This window comes from Streptomyces sp. NPDC017056, from assembly GCF_044332485.1.
Lineage (GTDB): Bacteria > Actinomycetota > Actinomycetes > Streptomycetales > Streptomycetaceae > Streptomyces.
The window spans coordinates 20,226-39,662 of record NZ_JBIRPD010000019.1; the positions used below are offsets into that span (position 1 = coordinate 20,226).

Genomic DNA, 19,437 nt, shown 5'->3' on the forward strand with positions numbered 1-19,437 from the left:
CCTCTTGCCCAGGGGCCGGGCGCCTGCTCCCATGTCCATCGGGGGGTGGTGGGTATGAGCGACATCCGTCCCGGGCCCGGAGCGGACGAGGGCAAGCAGGAGACGCGGTACGCGAGCGACCCGGACCGGCTGTTCCTGCCGCCGGACGACGACCTCGCCCCGAACCGCCCGGGGGAGGCCCTGCGGGTCCGCCTCGCCGAGCATCCGCGCGCCAGGGCGGCCCTGTGGTGCGCCCGCCTGCTCGGCCGGCGCCCGCCCCAGGACGCCTGGCGCCGGCAGCTCCTGGGCGAACGGGCCGTCGGCGCGGCGCTGGACGGGCTGACGGCGGGCGGCTGGTACGTGATCCACTCCATACCGGTGCCGCCCGCCGCGGTCGTCGGCCACCTGCTCATCGGGCCCGGCGGCGTGCTGTGCGTCGGCACCCACTACGTACGCGGGGCCCGGGTGCGGGTGGCGGAGGACGCGGTGCGTGCCAGCCGCGGGTACCCGGCGGGACCGTACGTCCGCGAGTGCCGGCAGCAGGCCCGGCGCGCCTCGTACGTGCTGACCCGCGGCTGCGGGTTCCGCGTCGAGGTGCGGCCGGTGCTCGCGTTCGTCGGCGCGGCGGACGTGGAGACGGACCCGGCGCTGCGGGGGGTGCGGGTGGTGCGGGACGAGCGCGAGGTACCGCTGCTCGGGCGGCTCGGCGGGGTGCTCGCCCCCGCCCGCGTCGAGCGCGTCTACACCGTCGCCAGGAACCGCCGTACGTGGCAGGCGGCCTGAGAGCCGGTGTCCGGGGGCAGCCCGCGCGTCCTCGGTCACGCCGGATCGCCAGGGACTCCGGGTGCGCGAAGAGTCCGGCGGACGGCGTCGCGGAGCCAGTGGTGGGCCCCGTCGGCGGCGTGGCGTGGGTGCCAGGCCATGCCGATGGTCACGGGCGGCAGCGGCAGGGGGATGTCGAGAAGGCGCAGGCCGAGGGCGACGGCGGCGTCGGTGAAGGGCGAGGGGGCGGCGCCGGCGGGCGCGGTGGGGATGAGGCAGACGACATCGCTGCGCGCGGCGAGCGTCATCGCGGCCAGGTGGCTGGGCAGGACGACGGTGACCCGCCGGCTGAGGCCGTGCTCGGCCAGGGCGGTGTCCAGGGGGCCGGCGAACCGGCCGCGGCGGCTGACCCCGACGTGTTCGGCCGCCGCGAGCCGGGCCGGGGTCAGAGGCTTCTCGGCGAGAGGGTGACCGGGCCGGACGGCCGCCACCATCCGAAGGGTCGCCAGTTCGTCGATCCGGGTTTCCGGGTCGACGTGGTCGATGGCCCCGATCTCCAGGTCGATCCGGCCGTCGCGCAGAGCCGGCCCGGCCTCCAGCTCCTCGGCCCGGAACCGCAGCGAGACCCCTGGCGCCTCCTGCCGCGCCAGTTCCAGCAGCCCGGGCGCCAGGGCGGCGCCGACCAGGTCGGCGGCCTGGAGGGTGAAGGTGGTGCGCAGGTTGGCGGGGTCGACGCCGGCCCCGGGGGAGAGCAGCGCGCCGAGGCGGCGTACCACCGAGGCGGCCTCGTCGCGCAGGGCCTGGGCGCGGGGGGTGGGGACCATGGTCTGTCCGGCCCGTACCAGGAGGGGGTCTTGGAGGATGCGGCGGAGGCGGGCGAGCGTGCGGCTCATGGCGGCGGGGGACGTGTGCAGGCGCTCGGCGGCGCGGGTGACGCTCTGCTCGGCCAGCAGGGCGTCCAGCGCGACGGCGAGATGGGCGTCGACGACCGGCTCTGGGCTGTTCACCAGCGTAATTCCATTTCGGGCAATGATCCGTTGCTGAAGTTCCCATTGTGGCAACACGACGGCCCTCACAGGATGGGAAACGACCGGCCCAGTAGGGCCCACGAGGTCGTAACAACCCCACCTACCTGCCACTTTGGAGGCACCGTCATGTCCGCAGAGGAAACCACGACGCCCGTCACCGCGTTCATGCTCATCAAGACCCTGCCCGAGTGGCTCGCCATGACCCCCCACGAGCGGATCCGCGCCTTCGAAACCGAGGTCATGCCCGCGGTCAAGGCCAAGACCACCGGCATCCGTTCGCGCTTCTACGACACGGAGTTCTACTCCACCCGCGTCACCGACGTCTGGGTCTGGGAGGCCGACGACCACAACGCCTACCAGCTCCTCATCGACGCGCTGCGCGAAACCCCGTTCTGGGACCGCTACTTCGAGGTCGTCGACCTCCTCGTAGGCACCGAGAACGGCTACGCCCGCACCTACAACGTCGCCCCCGTAGCCACCATCAGTACCTGATACACCCCCTACATCACACGCCACACGCAACGCCGACGCCCCCTGACCTCACGCGGTCAGGGGGCGTCCCGGCTCGGGGCAAGTGTCGCCGCTGCCCGTCGTGATCACGACGTCGGACGCCTGTACGAGTGAACGCTGACGAACAGGACCGACGGCGCCGCGGTGTCAGGCAGGGGCGGGATTCTCCTCGGCGAGGGGCGCGGGCGCGGGAGCGGGAGCGGGAGCGGCGAAGAAGCGGCGGGCGTACAGCGCGACGTGGACCAGGCCGAGGGCCATCGCGGCGAGGATCCACACGGCGAGGTAGCGGTCGGTGAACGACAGGCGGCCGGCGACCGCCTGCCCGGGTGCGGCGCTCACGAGGCCGCCCCGGCGGTCCCGGCGGGGGCGGGCAGGGGCTCGCCGGCGGGCCGGGCCAGGACGCCCGCGAGGCGGTCGGTCGTCTCGGGCAGCAGCCGGTAATAGACCCATGTGCCGCGCCGCTCGCAGTCGATGAGACCGGCCTGCCTGAGCAGCTTGAGGTGGTGCGAGATCGTGGGCTGGGACAGGTCGAACGCGGGGGTCAGGTCGCAGACGCAGACCTCGCCGCCGGCGCGCGAGGCGATCATCGACAGCAGGCGCAGCCGCACCGGGTCGCCCAGGGCCTTGAACACCTTCGCCAGCTCTGCCGCCTGCCCCTCGCCGAGGGGCGCGGTCAGCAGGCCGGGGCAGCAGTCGTCGGTCGCGTCGCCCTGGCCGAGCACCACGAGCTCCTGATTCGACATGCTTCTATATTGACGTCCTTCCCCTCGATCAGTACGAGCTTGAGTGGCGGCTCGGCGAGGGCGAAGTTGGCGTATCCCTGGTGAGCCCGGACGGGAAACCCGCCTCGATCACCTCGGCGTGGAGGTCGGGTCCGCGGACCAGGTGACGGCCGCGACCGACCGCCTCAACAACGCCGGCCTCGCCACCTTCGAGGAGAGCGGCACCTCGTGCTGCTACGCCCTGCAGGACAAGGTGTGGGTGCGCGGCCCCGGCCGGGAGCCGTGGGAGGTCTACGTCGTCAAGGCCGCCGCCGGCACTCTCGGCGAGAGCGCCGGACCCGATGCGCCCGGTGACGCCCCCGCGGCGGCCTGCGCCTGCGGAAGCTGATCTGGTGGCCTACGGGCGCCGTTCGCCGGGGAGCGGGCAGAAACGGCTGCCCCCTTCGGTCACGACGGTTTCCCCGGGTGCGATCTCCGTGAACCCGGCGTCGTGCACCACCGGGAGTCCGCTGTGCACCAGTTTGTCCCACCGGCCCGGCGGGGCGGTCCGTACCGACAGGGGGAAGCCGGCGTCCCGCCAGGCGGCGCGCTCGGGGTCCGACAGCTCCCACCAGGCCAGTTGGGCGCCGTGGCCCGCCTGGGCCATCGTCTTGCCGGCCGACATGTCCAGTCCGGGGTTGAGCCACAGCACCGGCCCGTCCGTGGCGGGAGCGGGCGGGGCGTGCGGGTCGTCCAGGTCCGTTCCGGAGACCTGGAGCCGGGCCAGGTCCTTGGGCCAGCCGTCCAGCGGGACCGGCGGGAAGACCCGTACCTCCGCGCTCTCGCCGCGGACGGTGATCCCGGGAAGCGCCTCGGCGCGCCGCCACTCCGCGCCGCGGGCCCGGCGCACGACCTTGCGGATGCGGGCGTCCTGCCAGTCGCGTACGGCCGCGGCCCACGCGCCGTCGCCGGCCGCCCGTTCGTCCGAGAGCAGGACCAGCACGGCACGGGCCGCCGTCTCCAGGGCGTCCGTGCGGGCGGGCGGCGCGGCCCGCTCGATGCGTACGACGAGCGGGAGGACGTACTGCGGTGCGGCGTCGCGGTCGGCCTGCGAGGGGCCGGCCGCGCCGGTCGCCGCGCCGGTCGCCGCGCCGGTCGGTTCGCCGGGGCCGGTGAGGTCGGTGCTGGTCACACGGACAAGTGTGCCAGCAGCCCGGATCGCCCCCGCGCGGGCCGCCGTGTTGGCGGAGCGGATCATTCCGGGTGATTATCCTCCGTATGCACAGCGACCTCTTCGCCTCCGAAAACGTGGTCACACCGGCCTCGGCGCCCGGTATGACCCTGCAGAACGCCAAATCGATCAAGTACGCGGTGGACGGCGAATGCCTCGCCCGCCAGGGCTCCATGGTCGCCTACCGCGGCGATCTGCAGTTCGAGAAGCAGGGGCAGGGCGTCGGCAAGTTCATCAAGCGGGCGGTGACCGGCGAGGGCCTGGCCCTGATGGCCGTGCGCGGCCGCGGCGAGGTGTGGTTCGCCCACGAGGCCGCCAACTGCTTCATCGTCGAGCTCGCCCCCGGGGACGGCATCACGATCAACGGCCGCAACGTGCTGTGCTTCGACCCGTCCCTGTCGTACGAGATCTCCACCGTCAAGGGTGCCGGGATGACCGGCGGCGGCCTGTTCAACTCCGTCTTCACCGGCCAGGGCAAGCTGGGCGTGGTGTGCGAGGGCAACCCCATCGTCATCCCCGTCTCGCCGCAGGCCCCGGTCTTCGTCGATACCGACGCGGTGGTGGGGTGGAGTGCGTCGCTGAAGACGTCGCTGCACCGTTCGCAGAGCATCGGCTCGATGCTGCGCGGCGGTTCGGGAGAGGCCGTGCAGCTGCGGCTCGACGGCGAGGGCTTCGTGATCGTCCGGCCCAGCGAGCTGCGGCCCGAGCGGGCGAGCGGCAACTGACGGCGACGGCGTGCGGGGCGGGCGGGGCGGCAGGGGACCGATGAGACTGGACGGGGTGGGGCGGCGCTACGGAGCGCGCGGCCCGTGGGTGCTGCGGGACGTCGACCTCGACCTGCCGAGGCGGTCCCTGGTGCGCGTGGAGGGCCGCAACGGCAGCGGCAAGTCCACGCTGCTACGGCTCCTGGCCGGGATCGACGCGCCCAGCAAGGGCCGCATCACCGGGCGCCCGCGCACCGCGTACGTGCCCGAACGCTTCCCGGCCGCCCTCCCGTTCACCGCCGCCGGCTACCTCACCCACCTCGGCCGGATCCACGGCCTGCGCGGCTCCGAGGCGGCCCGCAGGACGGCGGACTGGCTGGAGCGTTTCGGCGCCGCCGAGCACGCCGGTACGCCGCTCGCCGAGTTGTCCAAGGGCACCAGCCAGAAGGTCGCCGTGTCCCAGGCACTGCTGGCCGAGCCGGACCTGCTCGTCCTCGACGAGGCGTGGACCGGCCTGGACCCCGCGGCGCGCGACACCCTCGACCTGGCCGTGGCCGAGCGCGTGGCGGAGGGCGGCACGGTCGTCTTCGTCGACCACGACCCGCGCCGCCTGGAGGGCGCGGCCGACGCGCGGTACCGCGTCGTGGGCAACCGGCTGGACCGGCTGCCGGACGCGGTGGAAACGGGCCGCGCGGAAGACCGTCCGCCGTCCGGCCCGCAGGTGACCGTCGAGGCGGCGCTTCCCGGAGGCGCCGGCCGCCTCGCGGAGACGACCGGCCTCGGCGACCTGCCGGGCCGGCCCGTCGTCACCCCGGGCGCCGACGGGACGACGGCGCGGCTGACCGTGCCGGCCGCCCACTCCGACGCGTTGCTGCGCGCCCTGCTCACCGCGCGCCCGCCGTGGCACATCCGCGCGGTCGCGCCCGTACCGCAGGCCCCGGCCGCGGCCGGCCCGCAGAGCCCGCCCGGCGGCCCGACCCCCGACGAAAACCGGTTCCCGTGATTCCGCTCCTGCGCTACCAGTCGGCCCTGCTCCTGCGGTCGCACCGCTGGCTGCCGCTGCTCCTGCTCTACGCAGCCTTCCTCGCCGTGGGGGTGCAGACCGGCGGGCCGATCCTCGACTCGTACGGGCTCGCCGCGATCGGTCTGCTGCCCCTCGCCGCCTGGCTGTGCCGGATCTGCGTCACCAACGAGCCGCCCGCCGCCCGCGCCTGCGCGGCGGCCGCCGCCGGTCCCGGCCGGGCCCACCTCGCCGGCGTCCTGACAGGGGCGCTGTCGGCCACCTTCCTGGCCCTCGTGGGCACGGTCTACGTCGCGCTGGTGGCCGACCCGCACGCCTCCGACCACCACACCGCCGTCCCCGTGCTGCCCGCAGCCGGCGCCGGCCTGATGGCCGCGCTCGCCTGCGTGCTGCTGGGCACCGCCGTCGGAGCACTGTGCAACCAGCCGGTACTGCGCAGCACCGGCTGGTCGATCCTGTCCGGCCTGCTGGCCGCGCTACTGCTGCTCGTGGCGAGCGCGTCGCCTGCGAATGCCGCCATATCCGGCCTGGTCACCGGGTCCCGCGACGGCACGATCACCGCGCCCTGGCTGCCGCTGGCCCTCACGGCCGCGATCGCGGCCGCCGCCACCGCCCTCGCGTGCCGGCTCAGCTCCCGCCGCAGCTGAACGGACGCTCCGCGTCTCCGGGCCCGGACGTAGGATCGACGGCATGCAGGGCACCGACGACATGCAGGGCACCGGCGGCGAGCAGGACACCGACGACGACCGGACGAGCCGGACGGACGAGCGGCCGGACGCCGCGGACACCGGCCCGCCCTTCGCCGACTGCGTGCACTGCGGCAAGCCCACCGAGTACCCGGCCAGTCGGCCCGGTGCCCTGCTGTGCCCGCCCTGCGAGTGGCTGGAGGCCCAGCGCTCGGCCTGCTCCGGCTAGTGAGACCGTTCCGGGCCCGGCGGGACCCGTTCCGGGGCCGGCGAAACCCGTTCCGGGCCGCTTCGACTTTTCGCGCCTCGCGCAGCAGCGATCAGCTCCGACACCCGGACAAACCGGTAGCCGCGCTTCCGCAGCGTGGGCACGATCGTTCGCACCGCCTCCTCCGTGGCCGGTGCCGCGCTGCGGGTGCAGTGCAGCACCACCACCGAGCCGGGCCGGACGCCGGCCAGTACCTGTTCGGCGACCCGGTCCGGGTTCCGGGCGAACGCGTCGCCGCCGATCACGTCCCACTGCACCACCGTCACCCCGGCCGGTGCCACCGCCCGCAGCGCGTGGTCGTCGTAGCAGCCGCCGGGGAAGCGGAAGTACGGCACCGGGCGCGTCACCCCGGCCCGCCGGAACGCGGCGAAGGCCCGGTCCACGTCGCCGCGCATCGCCTCCGGGGCGAGGGCGGGCAGGCCGTAACAGGAGGCGGAGGGGGTGAAGGAGTGGTGCGCGTAGGAGTGGTTGGCGACCTCGAAGAGCGGGTCGCGGCCGATCGAACGCGTCTGGTCCGGGTACTGCTCGGCCCAGCGTCCGGTCACGAAGACCGTGGCGGGTACGCGCATCCGGCGCAGTGACGCGATCAGCGCGGGGTTGTCGAAGCGTGCGCCGCCGGCCGCCCGTGCGCCGTCGTCCGAGGTCATGTCGGCGTCGAAGGTGAGCGCCACGGGCCGGGCCGCGCCGCTTGCCCGGCCCGTCGCCCCGCCGCCGTACCGCGGGCCGTGTGCGAAGACCGCGGTACGGCCGTCGGGCCCGGCCGGAAGGGTCGGTACCGGTACGGGCGCGGGTGCGGACGGCGCGACCCGGACGGCCGGTGCGGGCCCGCAGGCGGTGGCCGGCGTCAGGAGGAGGGCGAGCGGCGCGAGCACCCGCAGCGCGGTCGTGAGCGGCCGGGAACCGGCGCTGGTGAGCATGTGCGGAGCGTAAGCAGCGGAGGCGGGGCGACGGCCGGGACGACACGGGTGCGGCGGCCGTGTCGACCGTATCGGCCGTGTCACTCGCCCCGGGCGACACGGCCGATACGGAGGCGGTCTCAGTCCTCCCAGGGGCCCGTGACCGCGAACGTCGTGCCGGGCGTGTAGCAGTTGACGTACATCGTGCGCTGGTCCGGGGAGAAGGTGACGCCCGCGAACTCGCCCCACTCCGGCTTCTCCGGTGTGCCGATGTTCTGCCGGTTGCGTGCCACGGGGTGGACCGTGCCGCGCCGGGTCAGTCCGTACACGTGCTGGGCCCCCTCCCCGTCCTCGCACACCATCAGGCCGCCGCCGGGCGCCAGGCAGATGTTGTCGGGGGATTCGCCGGGCAGCTGGATGTCGGTGCCGGGGCCGAAGACGACGACGAGGGTCAGGCGGCGCGCGCCCGGGTCGTACCGCCAGATCTGGCCGTAGTGGTCGGCGGCCGAGCCGTCCGCGCTCCGCGCGAAGCTGGAGACGAAGTAGACGCTGGAGCCGCCCCAGTAGCAGCCCTCCAGCTTCTGCGCGTGGGTGATGCCGCGCGGGCCGAAGTCCTGGAGGCGTATGGGGGTCTGCCGGGCGAGCGGGTCGGGGACGTCCACCCACTCCACGTGGCGGAACGTGGTACCGGCCTCCTGGACGGCGGAGAGGTCGCGGACGTCCGGTATGCGCAGCGCCTGGAGCCGGCCGCCGGCCCGCAGCGAGCCCCGCCCGCCCAGCGGCTTGGCGGGCCGGAAGCGGTAGAAGAGGCCGAACGGCTTGTCGAAGGCGTCCTCGGTCTCGTAGACCGTGCCGTTCTCCGGGTCCATGGCGACCGCCTCGTGCTGGAACCGCCCCATGGCGGTCAGCGGCACGGCCCCGGTGCGGCGCGGGTCGTACGGATCGACCTCGAAGACGAAGCCGTGGTCCTTGGTGTGCCCGTCCTGGCCCGCGCGCACCTCGGTCTCCTCGCAGGTGAGCCAGGTGTGCCACGGGGTGGGCCCGCCCGCGCAGTTGGTGGAGGTGCCGGCGATGGCGACGCGTTCGGAGAGCACCCGGTGGTGCCGGTCCAGTTCCAGCGCCGTACAGCCGCCCTCGCCGGCCGGGTCGTAGGTGAGGCCGGCGACGGTGGGGACGGGCACCCGCGATCTGCGCCGGTTCTCGTGGTTGCGTACGAGGTGGACGCGGCCGTGGCGGCCGGGGAAGGCGGCCATGCCGTCGTGGTTGCCCGGTATTCGGCCCTCGCCGGAGGGCAGCCGGCCGCCCTCGCGGGAGAGGACCGTGTACCGGAACCCCTTGGGGAGGTCGAGCAGTCCGGCCGGGTCCGGTACGAGCGGGCCGTAGCCGCGCCGGCCCGCGCTCCGCGCGGTGGCGGTCCCCGCGAAGACTTCCGAAATGCTGCCGGCGAAGGCGATCGACAGGCCCAGTGTGCCGGTTCTTGCCAGGATTTGACGCCGTGTTGCGGACATGGGGCAACTCCCTGCTGGCGGACAGGTGACGTGACCGCATGTGTGTACCACGCACGTCGGCCGCCGGGAACCGGCCGCGCGCGGCCCGCCGGGGCGGCGCCGCAGGGCCGGATCGCAGGGAGCGGGCCGGGGCCGTCCGGCCCGGCCCGCACGGGTCTTCGCCCTACGCCTCCGCCAGCGGCTTGGCGTCGCGGGCCAGTGCCGTCAGCCGGGATATGGCGCGGAAGTACTTCTTGCGGTAGCCGCCCTTGAGCATGTCCTCGCTGAACAGCGCGTCGAACGGTTTGCCCGCTGCCAGCACGGGGATCTCGCGGTCGTAGAGCCGGTCCGCGAGCACCACCAGGCGCAGCGCCGTCGACTGGTCCGGCACCGCCTGCACATCGGTCAGGCAGACGGCCGAGATGTCGTCGCACATCGCCCCGTACCTGCTGGGATGCACCTTCGAAAGGTGTTCCAGCAGCGAGGGGAAGTCGTCGAGCGAGGCGCCGGGGGTGCGGTACGCGACGCGCGTGACGGTCGCGTCGTCGAACGGCGGCGGGGCCTCGGGCAGGCCCCGGTGGCGGTAGTCCTCGCCGTCGATGCGCAGCGGCCGGAAGTGCGCGCTCAGGCCCTGGATCTCGCGCAGGAAGTCCGCCGCGGCGAAGCGGCCCTCGCCCAGCTTGCCGGGCAGCGTGTTGGAGGTGGCGGCGAGCGCCACACCCGCCTCGACCAGTCTGCTGAGCAGACTGGAGACGAGCACGGTGTCACCGGGGTCGTCCAGCTCGAACTCGTCGATGCAGAGCAGGCGGTGGCCGCTGAGCGTCTGCACGGTCTGCTGGAAACCGAGCGCGCCGACCAGGTTGGTCAGCTCGACGAAGGTGCCGAACGCCTTCAGTTCGGGGGCGGCCGGGGTGGCGTGCCAGAGGGACGCCAGCAGGTGCGTCTTGCCGACGCCGTAGCCGCCGTCCAGGTAGACGCCGCGCGGACCGGCGGGCGCCGCCGCCTTCTTGGGGCCCCTGCCGAACCAGCGCCGCTTGCCGCCGCCGGCGGTCTCCGCACCGCCGCCGATCCCCGCGGCGAAGTCGCCCAGGATCTGTACGGCCGCGGCCTGGCTGGGCTGCTTGGGGTCCGGGATGTACGTCTCGAAGCGCGCGCTCTGGAAGCGCGGCGGCGGGACCATTTCCGCCACCAGACGGTCGGCCGGGACGTGCGGTGCGCGCGCGGTGAGCGCGGCGGGCGCCGCTCCGGCCCCCTCTGCCGGCGGTCCGGCTATGGGGGAGGACTGGGGGGACGAGGGCTGGGAAGGCGACACAGCCGTCCAGCCTAGCTCCTGTGCGGAACGACTCGGCCGGGTGAGCGAGGCATGTCACACTGCGGCCTATGCGACGCCTGTTCCCCATTCCCGCCCAGTACGCACGGTCAGCGGATTTCCCCGGACCCTCCGCTGCCGAGAATTCCACCGCCGGTCCCGTTGGCACGGATTCCGGTACGGGCACTTCCCACAGCGCGAGTTCCGCCCCGGTGGATTCCGGTACGGCGGGGCCCGCCGATTTCGCCGACCGCCGGTGGGGTCTGGACGAACTGGCGGACGCCTATGCGTATCCGCGGCTCGGCGAGGGCGCGGGCTGGCTGCGCGCGAACATGGTCTCCTCGCTGGACGGCGCCGCCCACCACGAGGGCCGTTCGCAGCCGCTGTCCAGTGACGCGGACATGAGGATCTTCGGCGTGCTGCGCGGGCTCGCGGACGCGGTGGTCGTCGGCGCCGAGACCGTACGCAAGGAGGGCTACCGCCCGGCCCGCGCCCGCGAGGCGTTCGCCGCGCGCCGGGCCGCGGCCGGGCAGGGCCCCGCTCCCGCCGTCGCGGTGGTGACCGCCAGCCTGGACCTGGACTTCGCGCAGCCGCTGTTCACCGAGCCGCTGGTGCCGACGGTGGTGCTGACCGGCGCGGGGGCCGACGAGGACCGGGTGCGTACCGCGCGCAAGGCCGGCGCCGAGGTGGTCTTCGCAGGTGACGGCGGTGTCGTCGACCCGTCGCGCATCGTCGGGGCGCTCGCGGCGCGCGGCTTCACGCGGCTGCTGACGGAGGGCGGCCCGCGTCTGCTGGGTCAGCTCGCCGGATGCGGGGCACTCGATGAGTTGTGCCTCTCCCTGGCACCTCTGGTGGTCGCCGGTGACGCGCCGCGCATCATGAACGCGCCGGTGGCCGCCGTTCCGGAAACATTCGTACTCGCGTCCGTACTGGAGGAAGCCGGTTTCCTGTTCACCCGTTACCGTCGGTCCTGAACAAACGGCGGAATTATTCGTTCCGCTTAGCTCCCGCCGGGCACACTAAAGGCCAGTAGGCCCCGTGTGGCGACGGGGCAGGATGGTTTCTGTTCGGCCCGCTCCCAGGGACGGGCCGCGAGAGAAGAGAAGAAGGGCGCCCGCCGTGTTCACGAGTGTGTTGATGATCGAGAAGCCCCTGACGCCCGCCGACGTGGAGTTCGTCACCACGCTGCACGGCGACGACCAGGTCTCCTTCGTCGTCCTCATGCAGCCGCGCGGCAAGCAGGACCTCCTGCTCCGGGCCATCGACGACGTCGCCCTGGGTGAGTTCGAGGACGCCGTACGCGAAGGCGACGAGCCGGAGGGCGCGCAGGCGGAGCCACCCGCCGGGCGCGCCCTGTCCTACACCCTGGAGGCGCTGCGCGCGGCGGGCGCCGAGGCCGTCGGGCAGATCGTCGAGGACCACCCGCTGGACCTGCTGCGGTCGGTCGTCGACGAGACCGGCGCCGACGAGGTGATCGTGCTGACCGCCCCGCACTTCGTCGAGGAGTTCTTCCACCGCGACTGGGCCTCCCGCGCCCGGCACAAGGTCGGCGTGCCCGTGCTCAAGCTCTTCTCGCACGCGCCCGACGACCCGGCCCAGGACGTGGCGCAGAACCCGGCCAAGGGCCCGGCTACCGGCTCGGGAGAGGACGCCGCGGGGAGCTGAGCCGCCCGTCCAGCATCTCCGCGGTCGCGTCCACCGCGTCCAGGTGGGCGCGGTCGTGCGTGACGAGCACCGTCGCGGTGGCGCGCTGGTGCGTGAGCGTGGTGATCAGGTCGAGTACCGCGGCGCCGCGCTCGTGGTCCAGCGCGCTGGTCGGCTCGTCGACCAGCAGGACGGCCGGTTCGTTCATCAGCGCCCGCGCGATGTTGACCCGCTGCCGCTGGCCGCCGGAGAGCTGGTGCGGGCGGCGCCCGGCCTGGTCGGCCAGGCCCACCGCGGCCAGCAGCTCCAGCGCCCGCGCCCGTGCCGTGCGCGGCGGGCGGCCGTCCAGGTGGGCCATCACCTGCAACTGCTCCACCGCCGTCAGGGACGGCAGCAAATTGGGCTGCTGGAAGACCGTGCCGATCTTCGTGCGGCGCAGCGCGGTCAGCCCGGCCCGGTCCATCCCGGTGGTGTCCGTGCCGGCCACGACCACCCGGCCGCCGTCCGGCGTGATCAGCGTCGCGGCCACCGCGAGCAGGCTGGACTTCCCGGAGCCCGAGGGACCGAGCACCGCGGTCACGGACCCGGCGGGCACGGTCAGGCTCACGTCGTCGAGGGCGGTCAGGCGGGCGGCGCCGTCCGGGTAGGTGAGGGTGACCCCGGTCAGTTCGAGGCCGGGGGCGTGGGGGAGGCGGGAAGCGTTCGCGTTCATGGTGTCCGTCGCTGGGGTCGTGGGTCGGAGGAAGCGGGGCGGGCGCGGTGTCCGGGGCCGTCCTTTCGTGCCCGGAATGCGCGGGAGCGGCGCCCGCGCGGCCATCGGAATTCCCGGAACCGGAACGCGCTGGCGGAACACACCCGCGGCCGGACCGGAATTGCTTCCGGAATACGCCTGAGGGATGGAACCGGAATCCGGCCGCGCCGCGGGTTTCACCGGAGAATCCCGGCCGGGCGCCGGAAAGGCACGGAATCGGGAAAGCCGTACGCCGTCACGAGGGCGCCGTGGCGGCTCACCGCGCACTGCCCAGCGCGGTCAGCGGATCGACGGCGGTGATACGGCGGATCGACAGCGCGGCGCCGAAGGACCCCAGCGCGATCATGACCAGGGCCGGGAGCAGGACGGTGCCCGGGTCCAGGACGAACGGGACGGCGTCGCCCACGGCAGCGCCGACCGCGGCCGCGAGCGCGGTGCCCAGGCCCGTGCCGGCCACCAGCAGCACCACCGCCTGGCCGAGCGCGTCCCGCAGCAGGTAGCGGGTGGAGGCGCCGAGCGCCTTGAGCACGGCGACGTCGCCGCTGCGCTGGATCGTCCACACCGTGAAGAAGGCGCCGATGACCAGCGCCGATATGGCGAAGAGGAAGCCGCGCATCAGCTGTAGGGAGCCGTTCTCGGCGGTGTACGAGCCGATGGCGCGCAGCGCCTCGCCGGTCGTGACGGTACGGGTGCCCAGCCGCCGGTCGGCGGCGGCCACGTCGGCGCCCCCGGAGGTGGTGAGGGCCACCACCGTGGCCGCGTCCGCGCCGCCGCCGGAGCCGCCGGCGCCCCCGGAGCCCCCGCTTCCGCCGCCCGGCGCACCCGCCCAGTCGGCCAGCGACGTCCAGACCACCGGCGTGTGGCTGTACATGGCCTCACCCGACACCGCGGCGGCCGTCAATCGCCGCCCGTTCAGGGTGAAGGCGTCCCCGGCCCGTACGCCCAGCTCCTCGGCGGCCTTGCGGGACAGCACGGCCGCACCGTCGGCTATCCGGCCGGACGCGGGCGCCAGGCCGGAGCCCGGCCGTACCCCGAAGGCGGACAGCGCGGCGGAGCGCCGGTCCGCGCCGTCGCCCGCCGCGGCCTTGGCCGTAGCGATCCCCAGCGGCTCCGCCGACGCGACGCCCGGCACCCGCGACCACGCCTGCCAGGTGCGTTCACCGACGTGCGAGTCGGTGAACGAGACGTCGCCGCCGCCGGCCGGGGCGGCGAAGGCGAGGCGGTCGGCGGGCAGCGAGGTGATCGCCGAGGTGTTCTCCCGGCCCAGGCCCGCCGTCAGCCCGGACAGCAGCCCCACCAGCACCGTGATCAACACGATGACGGTGCCCATCAGGGCGAACCGGCCCTTGGCGAATCTCAGGTCTCTCCAGGCGACGAACACGGGGTCCCGGCCATCCTTCGGTCGGTCGCCGGGCCCGGTGCCCGGCGGCTGGACCCCACCGTCGCCGGCGAGCGGGGCGGCGCGCATCGCGCCCTCGGCCGGTTCGCCGGGATCGAAAGGCGCACCCCGCGATCAACCTTTCGATTGATGCCGGTACGGGGCCGGGCGCCTAGCCTGGAGGGGTCGTGACTCCGCACTCCCTCACCCCCGTCCTGCGGGTGCTGCGCAGCTGCCTGCACCTGATGGTCGCCGCGCTGCTGGCGCTCGCCGCCGTACGGGCCGTCGCCGACCACAGCCCGAACGCGCCGGCCGTCACCGGCGCCGCCGTCCTGCTCCTCGCCGTCTACGCCGTCGGCCCGACCCTGCCGCCGGTCCGCACCTCCACGGCCGCGGCGGCGCTCTGGCTCGCCGTCGTCATGGCGGTGTGGACCGTCCTGCTCGCCCTCACGCCGCTCGGCGTCTGGCTGGCCTTCCCGCTCTTCTTCGTCCAGCTGCACCTGCTCCCGCTGCGCTGGGGCCTGCCCGCGGTCCTGGCCACCACCCTCGTCGCGATCGGCGGGTTCGGCCGGCACACCCACGTGCTCACCGTCGGCACGGTCGTCGGGCCCGCGCTCGGCGCCGCGGTCGCCGTCGCCGTGGTTCTGGGCTACCAGGCCCTGTACCGGGAGAGCGAGCAGCGCCGCCGCCTCATCGAGGAGCTGACCGCCGCCCGCAGCGACCTGGCGGCCGCCGAGCACGCCGCCGGGGTGCTCGCCGAGCGCGAGCGGCTGGCCCGCGAGATCCACGACACCCTCGCGCAGGGGCTCTCCAGCATCCAGCTGCTGCTGCGCGCCGCGGAACGGGCGATTCCGCAGGGGCAGGACACCGGGACCGCGCTCGGCCACGTCCGGCAGGCCCGGCAGGCCGCCGTCGACAACCTCGCCGAGGCCCGCCGCTTCGTACGGGCGCTGAGCCCGCCCGACCTGGAGGCCGGGTCGCTGCCCGCCGCCCTGGAACGGCTGTGCGCGACCACCGCCCGGGCCTCCGGCATGGCCGTGCACTGCCAGGTTTCCGGCGCCCCCGTCGAACTGCCCACCCCGCACGAGGTCGCACTGCTGCGCATCGCACAGTCCGCGCTGGCCAACACCGTGCGGCACGCGGGCGCCGGCCGCGCCGAGCTGACCCTCTCCTACATGGACACCGAGGTCGCCCTCGACGTGGTCGACGACGGCGCGGGCTTCGTGCCCGCCGAGGTGCCCGCACCGGGCTCCGGCACCGGGGCGGGCACCGGCTTCGGGCTGGCCGCGATGCGCGCCAGGGCCCGCGCGCTGCGGGGCACGCTGGCCGTGGAGTCCGCACCCGGCGAGGGCACGGCGCTCGCCGTCACCCTGCCGTACCCGCAGTCGGCCGCCCCGCCGGCCCCCGCTCCTCCACCCGGCCCCGACGCCCCTCCCGAACAGGCCACCGCGTGACCCACCACCCCGAGCCCGGACCCGCCACCGGCCCCCGCCCCGCCCCCGTCCGCCTCCTCCTCGCCGACGACCACCCCGTCGTACGGGCCGGACTGCGCGCCGTCCTGGAGACCGAACCCGACTTCGAGGTCGTGGCGGACGTGCCCACCGCAGAGGAGGCCGTGGAGCGGGCGGCACGCGCCGGCGTCGACGTCGTCCTGATGGACCTCCAGTTCGGCGGCCGGATGCTCGGCTCCCAAGCCACCGCCGCCATCACCGCCCGCGCGAACGCACCCCGCGTCCTGGTCCTGACCACGTACGACACCGACGCCGACATCCTCGCCGCCATCGAGGCGGGCGCCACCGGCTACCTCCTCAAGGACGCGCCGCCCGAGGAGCTCGCCGCCGCCGTACGCACCGCGGCGGCCGGCAAGTCCGCGCTCGCGCCGACCATCGCGCTGCGCCTGATGGACCGCGTGCGGACGCCCGCCACGGCCCTCTCCCGCCGCGAGACCGAGGTCCTCCAGCTCGTCGCCGACGGCCTGTCCAACGCCTCGATCAGCAAACGGCTCTTCCTCAGCCAGGCCACGGTCAAGTCCCACCTCGTGCACATCTACGCCAAGCTGGGCGTCGACTCCCGCACCTCGGCGGTGGCCGCGGCCGCCGCGCGCGGGCTGATCCGCCGCTGATCCGGTGCCGGGCCCGCCCGGCACCGGCTGTCGGTGCCGGGTGCGAGAATCGTGCGCGTACGGACGTAGAGATCGACGAGCAGGAGACTGACGCATGGCACCGTCCCCGGGCATCCCCGACGCGATGGACCGACCGCACTTCATCGGCATCGGCGGCGCCGGGATGTCCGGCATTGCGAAGATCCTCGCCCAGCGCGGCGCCCGGGTCGCCGGCAGCGACGCCAAGGACTCCGCCACCGCCCGCGCCCTGCGCGACCTCGGCGCCACGGTCCACGTCGGCCACGCCGCCGCCCACCTCGCCGAGGACGCCACCAGCGTCGTCGTCTCCTCCGCGATCCGCGAGGACAACCCCGAGCTGGCCGCGGCCCGCGAGCGCGGCATCCCCGTCGTGCACCGCTCCGACGCGCTCGCCGCCCTCATGGACGGCCTGCGCCCGATCGCCGTGGCCGGCACCCACGGCAAGACGACCACCACCTCCATGCTGGCCGTCTCCCTCGCCTCCCTGGGCCTGTCCCCGTCCTACGCCATCGGCGGCGACCTGAACGCCCCCGGCTCCAACGCCGAGCACGGCAGCGGCGAGATCTTCGTCGCCGAGGCGGACGAGAGCGACCGCAGCTTCCACAAGTACGCGCCCGAGGTCGCCATCGTCCTCAACGTCGAACTGGACCACCACGCCAACTACGCCTCGATGGACGAGATCTACGAGTCCTTCGAGACGTTCGCCGCCCGCATCCGCCCCGGCGGCACCCTCGTCATCTCCGCCGACCACCCCGGCGCCCGCGAACTGACCTCCCGCGTCGCCGGCCGCCACGACATCGAGATCGTCACCTACGGCGACGCCGAGGACGCCGACGTACGGGTCCTCAAGGTCAACCCGCGCGGCCTGTCCAGCGAGGTCACCGTCGCCCTGGCCAACGGCAAGATCCTCACCTTCACCGTCTCGGTCCCCGGCAAGCACTACGCCCACAACGCGGTCGCCGCCCTCGCCGCCGGCACCGCCCTCGGCCTCCCGCCGCACAACCTGGCCTCCGCGCTCGGCACGTACACCGGCGTCAAGCGCCGCCTCCAGCTCCAGGGCGAGGCCGCCGGCGTGCAGGTCATCGACTCCTACGCGCACCACCCCACCGAGATGACCGCCGACCTGGAGGCCATCCGCGGCGCCGCCACCGGCTCCCGCGTCCTGGTCGTCTTCCAGCCGCACCTCTTCTCCCGCACCCAGGAACTGGGCAAGGAGATGGGCGAGGCCCTCACCCTCGCCGACGCCTCCGTGGTCCTGGACGTCTACCCGGCCCGCGAGGACCCGATCCCCGGCATCACCAGCGCCCTGATCATCGAAGCCGCCCAGGCCAAGGGCGCCCGGGTGACCGCCGAGCACGACAAGGCCGCGATTCCCGAGGTGATCGCAGGAATGGCGGAGCCCGGCGACCTTGTTCTCACCATGGGCGCGGGCGACGTGACCGAACTGGGCCCGCAGATCCTCGCGCGCCTGCAGGGCTGACAGAGAAGAGGGACCTCATGCCGTACGAGATCGACAAGCCGGACGAGCAGTGGCGCGCCGAGCTGACCCCGCAGGAGTACCAGGTCCTGCGCCAGGGCGGCACGGAGCCCCCCTTCGTCGGCGAGTACACCGACACGAAGACGGCGGGCGTCTACTCCTGCCGCGCCTGCGGCGCCGAGCTGTTCCGCTCCGAGACCAAGTTCGAGAGCCACTGCGGCTGGCCGTCCTTCTACGACCCCAAGGACACCGACGCCGTCGAACTGCTCCGGGACGACTCCCTCGGCATGGTCCGCACGGAGGTCCGCTGCGCCCGCTGCGGCTCCCACCTCGGCCACGTCTTCGAGGGCGAGGGCTACCCGACCCCGACCGACCAGCGGTACTGCATCAACTCCATATCGGTGCGGCTGACGGCTGACGGCAGCTGACGAGGGGCGGGCCGCCGGCCCGGAGCCGGGTCGGCGGCCGCACGGCACGCCCCGCTCAGAACGCCGGTTCCCTCGCCACCGCCGGCAGGATCTGTACCAGTTGTCCCGGAGGGGTCTTGCGGCGGCGCCATTCGCGGGGGTAGCCCAGGGACACTTCCTGGTGGGGGATGCCGTCGACCTCGATGGTGCGCGGGATGTGCAGGTGGCCGTAGACGACGGAGGCGGCGCGGAAGCGGCGGGGCCAGTCGGCGGTGGCCTCGGTGCCGCACCACAGGGCGAACTCCGGGTGCCAGAGCGGCTCGGTGGGCTTGCGGACGATCGGCCAGTGGTTGACCAGCACCGTGGGCAGGTCCTCGGGGATTGCGGCGAGCCGGGCCTCGGTGGCCTCGACGCGGGCCCGGCACCAGGCTTCCCTGGTCGGGTACGGGTCCGGGTGGAGGAAGAACTCGTCCGTGCAGACCACACCGGCCTCTTCGGCGACCGCCAGCGCCGCCTCCTTGGTGTGGGTGCCGGGCGGGCGGAAGGTGTAGTCGTACAGGGCGAAGACCGGGGCGATCACGGCCGGCCCGCCCTCGCCCTCCCAGACCGGGTAGGGGTCCTCGGGTGTCAGGACGCCCAGTTCGCGGCAGATCTCCACCAGGTGCTCGTAGCGGCGGACGCCGCGCAGCTGTACGGGGTCGTTGGCCGGTGTCCACAGTTCGTGGTTGCCGGGCACCCAGATGACCTTGGCGAACCGGCGGCTGAGTTCGGTCAGCGCCCAGCGGATGTCCGCGACGTACTCGCCGACGTCCCCGGCCACCAGCAGCCAGTCCGCGTCCGCCCCGGGACGCAGCCGCTCGACGATGCCGCGGTTCTCCTGGTAGCGGATGTGCAGGTCGCTGATGGCCATCAGCCGTCCGGGCGCGGTCGCGGCCCGGCCGGGCCCGGCGGCGCGGTCTCCTTCGGAGCGTGGGGTCTGCATGCCCCGACGGTAGGACAGGAGACGCGTGCAAGGACACGCCGGGGGTGAGGCGTTGGACACCTCGGGAGATCGGGGC

At 74.2% G+C, this 19,437-nt stretch carries 22 protein-coding genes and 1 pseudogene; 13 read left to right on the plus strand and 10 right to left on the minus strand.

The annotated features are described in order from the left end of the window. Positions 1–54 precede the first annotated feature (54 nt). On the plus strand, positions 55–762 hold the full coding sequence (locus tag ACH4OW_RS29600; protein ID WP_398030812.1) for a nuclease-related domain-containing protein: 708 nt from the start codon (positions 55–57) through the stop codon (positions 760–762). A gap of 35 nt (positions 763–797) precedes the next feature. Here ACH4OW_RS29600 and ACH4OW_RS29605 read toward each other — a convergent pair whose 3' ends face one another. Further along, positions 798–1,757: a LysR family transcriptional regulator gene (locus ACH4OW_RS29605; protein ID WP_398030955.1), complete on the minus strand. Its 960-nt coding sequence runs from the start codon at positions 1,755–1,757 to the stop codon at positions 798–800. A gap of 138 nt (positions 1,758–1,895) precedes the next feature. Between ACH4OW_RS29605 and ACH4OW_RS29610 the strand changes: the two genes are divergently transcribed. Beyond that, positions 1,896–2,261 carry a darcynin family protein gene (locus tag ACH4OW_RS29610; protein ID WP_360131429.1) on the plus strand — a complete coding sequence of 122 codons (366 nt, stop codon included), beginning with the start codon at positions 1,896–1,898 and terminating at the stop codon, positions 2,259–2,261. Positions 2,262–2,426: 165 nt separating this feature from the next. Here the strand turns inward: ACH4OW_RS29610 and ACH4OW_RS29615 are convergent, their stop codons facing one another. Both ACH4OW_RS29615 and ACH4OW_RS29620 read right to left on the minus strand, forming a co-directional pair. Continuing rightward, a complete protein-coding gene (locus ACH4OW_RS29615) occupies positions 2,427–2,618 on the minus strand; it encodes a hypothetical protein (protein WP_398030814.1) in 192 nt (63 codons plus the stop codon). Then, positions 2,615–3,022: an ArsR/SmtB family transcription factor gene (locus ACH4OW_RS29620; protein ID WP_398030816.1), complete on the minus strand. Its 408-nt coding sequence runs from the start codon at positions 3,020–3,022 to the stop codon at positions 2,615–2,617. The genes ACH4OW_RS29615 and ACH4OW_RS29620 overlap by 4 nt, the downstream gene beginning before the upstream one ends. A gap of 73 nt (positions 3,023–3,095) precedes the next feature. Between ACH4OW_RS29620 and ACH4OW_RS29625 the strand changes: the two are divergent. Then, positions 3,096–3,389, plus strand: a pseudogene (locus tag ACH4OW_RS29625) (glyoxalase/bleomycin resistance/dioxygenase family protein); the annotation flags it as partial. 9 nt (positions 3,390–3,398) lie between these two features. Here the strand turns inward: ACH4OW_RS29625 and ACH4OW_RS29630 are convergent. Further along, a complete protein-coding gene (locus ACH4OW_RS29630; RefSeq protein WP_398030818.1) occupies positions 3,399–4,172 on the minus strand; it encodes a peptidyl-tRNA hydrolase in 774 nt (257 codons plus the stop codon). Between the two features lie 86 nt (positions 4,173–4,258). Between ACH4OW_RS29630 and ACH4OW_RS29635 the strand changes: the two genes are divergently transcribed. The 4 genes from ACH4OW_RS29635 to ACH4OW_RS29650 are packed head-to-tail and all read left to right on the plus strand — an operon-like array spanning position 4,259 to position 6,851. Next, the gene (locus ACH4OW_RS29635) at positions 4,259–4,936 is read left to right on the plus strand and encodes an AIM24 family protein (protein ID WP_360131438.1); all 678 of its coding nucleotides are present in this window, start codon (positions 4,259–4,261) and stop codon (positions 4,934–4,936) included. A 40-nt stretch (positions 4,937–4,976) separates the two neighbouring features. Then, positions 4,977–5,918, plus strand: a complete 942-nt coding sequence (locus ACH4OW_RS29640; RefSeq protein ID WP_398030819.1) for an ATP-binding cassette domain-containing protein — start codon at positions 4,977–4,979, stop codon at positions 5,916–5,918. Continuing rightward, entirely contained in the window at positions 5,915–6,583 is a 669-nt protein-coding gene (locus ACH4OW_RS29645; protein ID WP_398030821.1) for an ABC transporter, read from the plus strand. The genes ACH4OW_RS29640 and ACH4OW_RS29645 overlap by 4 nt, the downstream gene beginning before the upstream one ends. A gap of 43 nt (positions 6,584–6,626) precedes the next feature. Then, positions 6,627–6,851 carry a hypothetical protein gene (locus ACH4OW_RS29650; protein ID WP_360131447.1) on the plus strand — a complete coding sequence of 75 codons (225 nt, stop codon included), beginning with the start codon at positions 6,627–6,629 and terminating at the stop codon, positions 6,849–6,851. Here ACH4OW_RS29650 and ACH4OW_RS29655 read toward each other — a convergent pair. From ACH4OW_RS29655 to zapE, 3 genes are all read right to left on the minus strand, one after another. Next, on the minus strand, positions 6,848–7,807 hold the full coding sequence (locus ACH4OW_RS29655) for a polysaccharide deacetylase family protein (protein WP_398030823.1): 960 nt from the start codon (positions 7,805–7,807) through the stop codon (positions 6,848–6,850). The genes ACH4OW_RS29650 and ACH4OW_RS29655 overlap by 4 nt on opposite strands. Before the next feature lie 119 nt (positions 7,808–7,926). Further along, positions 7,927–9,294, minus strand: a complete 1,368-nt coding sequence (locus ACH4OW_RS29660; RefSeq protein ID WP_398030825.1) for an alkaline phosphatase PhoX — start codon at positions 9,292–9,294, stop codon at positions 7,927–7,929. Positions 9,295–9,457: 163 nt separating this feature from the next. Next, positions 9,458–10,546 (minus strand): cell division protein ZapE, encoded by a 1,089-nt coding sequence (gene zapE / locus ACH4OW_RS29665; protein WP_398030957.1) that lies wholly within the window; start codon positions 10,544–10,546, stop codon positions 9,458–9,460. Positions 10,547–10,794: 248 nt separating this feature from the next. On the opposite strand from zapE, the gene ACH4OW_RS29670 reads away from it, so the two are divergent. Continuing rightward, positions 10,795–11,556 carry a pyrimidine reductase family protein gene (locus tag ACH4OW_RS29670; protein WP_398030827.1) on the plus strand — a complete coding sequence of 254 codons (762 nt, stop codon included), beginning with the start codon at positions 10,795–10,797 and terminating at the stop codon, positions 11,554–11,556. Between the two features lie 145 nt (positions 11,557–11,701). Beyond that, entirely contained in the window at positions 11,702–12,247 is a 546-nt protein-coding gene (locus ACH4OW_RS29675) for an indole-3-glycerol phosphate synthase (protein ID WP_360131460.1), read from the plus strand. On the opposite strand, the gene ACH4OW_RS29680 is transcribed toward ACH4OW_RS29675, so the two are convergent. Continuing rightward, entirely contained in the window at positions 12,213–12,938 is a 726-nt protein-coding gene (locus tag ACH4OW_RS29680; RefSeq protein ID WP_360131463.1) for an ABC transporter ATP-binding protein, read from the minus strand. The two genes, ACH4OW_RS29675 and ACH4OW_RS29680, sit on opposite strands and share 35 nt — an antisense overlap. Positions 12,939–13,233: 295 nt before the next feature. Next, positions 13,234–14,358 (minus strand): ABC transporter permease, encoded by a 1,125-nt coding sequence (locus ACH4OW_RS29685; RefSeq protein WP_360131466.1) that lies wholly within the window; start codon positions 14,356–14,358, stop codon positions 13,234–13,236. Between the two features lie 242 nt (positions 14,359–14,600). Here ACH4OW_RS29685 and ACH4OW_RS29690 point away from each other — a divergent pair, with 242 nt between their 5' ends. The 4 genes from ACH4OW_RS29690 (at position 14,601) to msrB (ending at position 18,400) form a co-directional block, all read left to right on the plus strand. Next, entirely contained in the window at positions 14,601–15,809 is a 1,209-nt protein-coding gene (locus ACH4OW_RS29690) for a sensor histidine kinase (protein WP_398030959.1), read from the plus strand. Continuing rightward, on the plus strand, positions 15,806–16,477 hold the full coding sequence (locus ACH4OW_RS29695) for a response regulator (protein ID WP_398030829.1): 672 nt from the start codon (positions 15,806–15,808) through the stop codon (positions 16,475–16,477). The genes ACH4OW_RS29690 and ACH4OW_RS29695 overlap by 4 nt, the downstream gene beginning before the upstream one ends. A gap of 94 nt (positions 16,478–16,571) precedes the next feature. Continuing rightward, positions 16,572–17,975, plus strand: a complete 1,404-nt coding sequence (gene murC / locus ACH4OW_RS29700; protein ID WP_398030830.1) for a UDP-N-acetylmuramate--L-alanine ligase — start codon at positions 16,572–16,574, stop codon at positions 17,973–17,975. Between the two features lie 17 nt (positions 17,976–17,992). Beyond that, a complete protein-coding gene (msrB, locus tag ACH4OW_RS29705; protein WP_398030832.1) occupies positions 17,993–18,400 on the plus strand; it encodes a peptide-methionine (R)-S-oxide reductase MsrB in 408 nt (135 codons plus the stop codon). A gap of 55 nt (positions 18,401–18,455) precedes the next feature. Here msrB and ACH4OW_RS29710 read toward each other — a convergent pair whose 3' ends face one another. Further along, positions 18,456–19,361, minus strand: coding sequence for a metallophosphoesterase family protein (locus tag ACH4OW_RS29710; RefSeq protein ID WP_398030833.1), 906 nt, complete (start codon positions 19,359–19,361; stop codon positions 18,456–18,458). Between the last annotated feature and the right edge of the window lie 76 nt (positions 19,362–19,437).

Excerpts from the sequence above, each read along its gene's own strand:
- ACH4OW_RS29620 (WP_398030816.1), bottom strand. The coding sequence starts at position 3,022 with ATGTCGAATCAGGAGCTCGTGGTGCTCGGCCAGGGCGACGCGACCGAC.
- murC (WP_398030830.1), top strand. The coding sequence starts at position 16,572 with ATGGCACCGTCCCCGGGCATCCCCGACGCGATGGACCGACCGCACTTC.
- ACH4OW_RS29680 (WP_360131463.1), bottom strand. The coding sequence starts at position 12,938 with ATGAACGCGAACGCTTCCCGCCTCCCCCACGCCCCCGGCCTCGAACTG.
- ACH4OW_RS29690 (WP_398030959.1), top strand. The coding sequence starts at position 14,601 with ATGGTCGCCGCGCTGCTGGCGCTCGCCGCCGTACGGGCCGTCGCCGAC.
- ACH4OW_RS29660 (WP_398030825.1), bottom strand. The coding sequence starts at position 9,294 with ATGTCCGCAACACGGCGTCAAATCCTGGCAAGAACCGGCACACTGGGC.
- ACH4OW_RS29655 (WP_398030823.1), bottom strand. The coding sequence starts at position 7,807 with ATGCTCACCAGCGCCGGTTCCCGGCCGCTCACGACCGCGCTGCGGGTG.
- ACH4OW_RS29600 (WP_398030812.1), top strand. The coding sequence starts at position 55 with ATGAGCGACATCCGTCCCGGGCCCGGAGCGGACGAGGGCAAGCAGGAG.
- ACH4OW_RS29610 (WP_360131429.1), top strand. The coding sequence starts at position 1,896 with ATGTCCGCAGAGGAAACCACGACGCCCGTCACCGCGTTCATGCTCATC.
- ACH4OW_RS29710 (WP_398030833.1), bottom strand. The coding sequence starts at position 19,361 with ATGCAGACCCCACGCTCCGAAGGAGACCGCGCCGCCGGGCCCGGCCGG.
- ACH4OW_RS29640 (WP_398030819.1), top strand. The coding sequence starts at position 4,977 with ATGAGACTGGACGGGGTGGGGCGGCGCTACGGAGCGCGCGGCCCGTGG.
- ACH4OW_RS29650 (WP_360131447.1), top strand. The coding sequence starts at position 6,627 with ATGCAGGGCACCGACGACATGCAGGGCACCGGCGGCGAGCAGGACACC.
- ACH4OW_RS29635 (WP_360131438.1), top strand. The coding sequence starts at position 4,259 with ATGCACAGCGACCTCTTCGCCTCCGAAAACGTGGTCACACCGGCCTCG.
- msrB (WP_398030832.1), top strand. The coding sequence starts at position 17,993 with ATGCCGTACGAGATCGACAAGCCGGACGAGCAGTGGCGCGCCGAGCTG.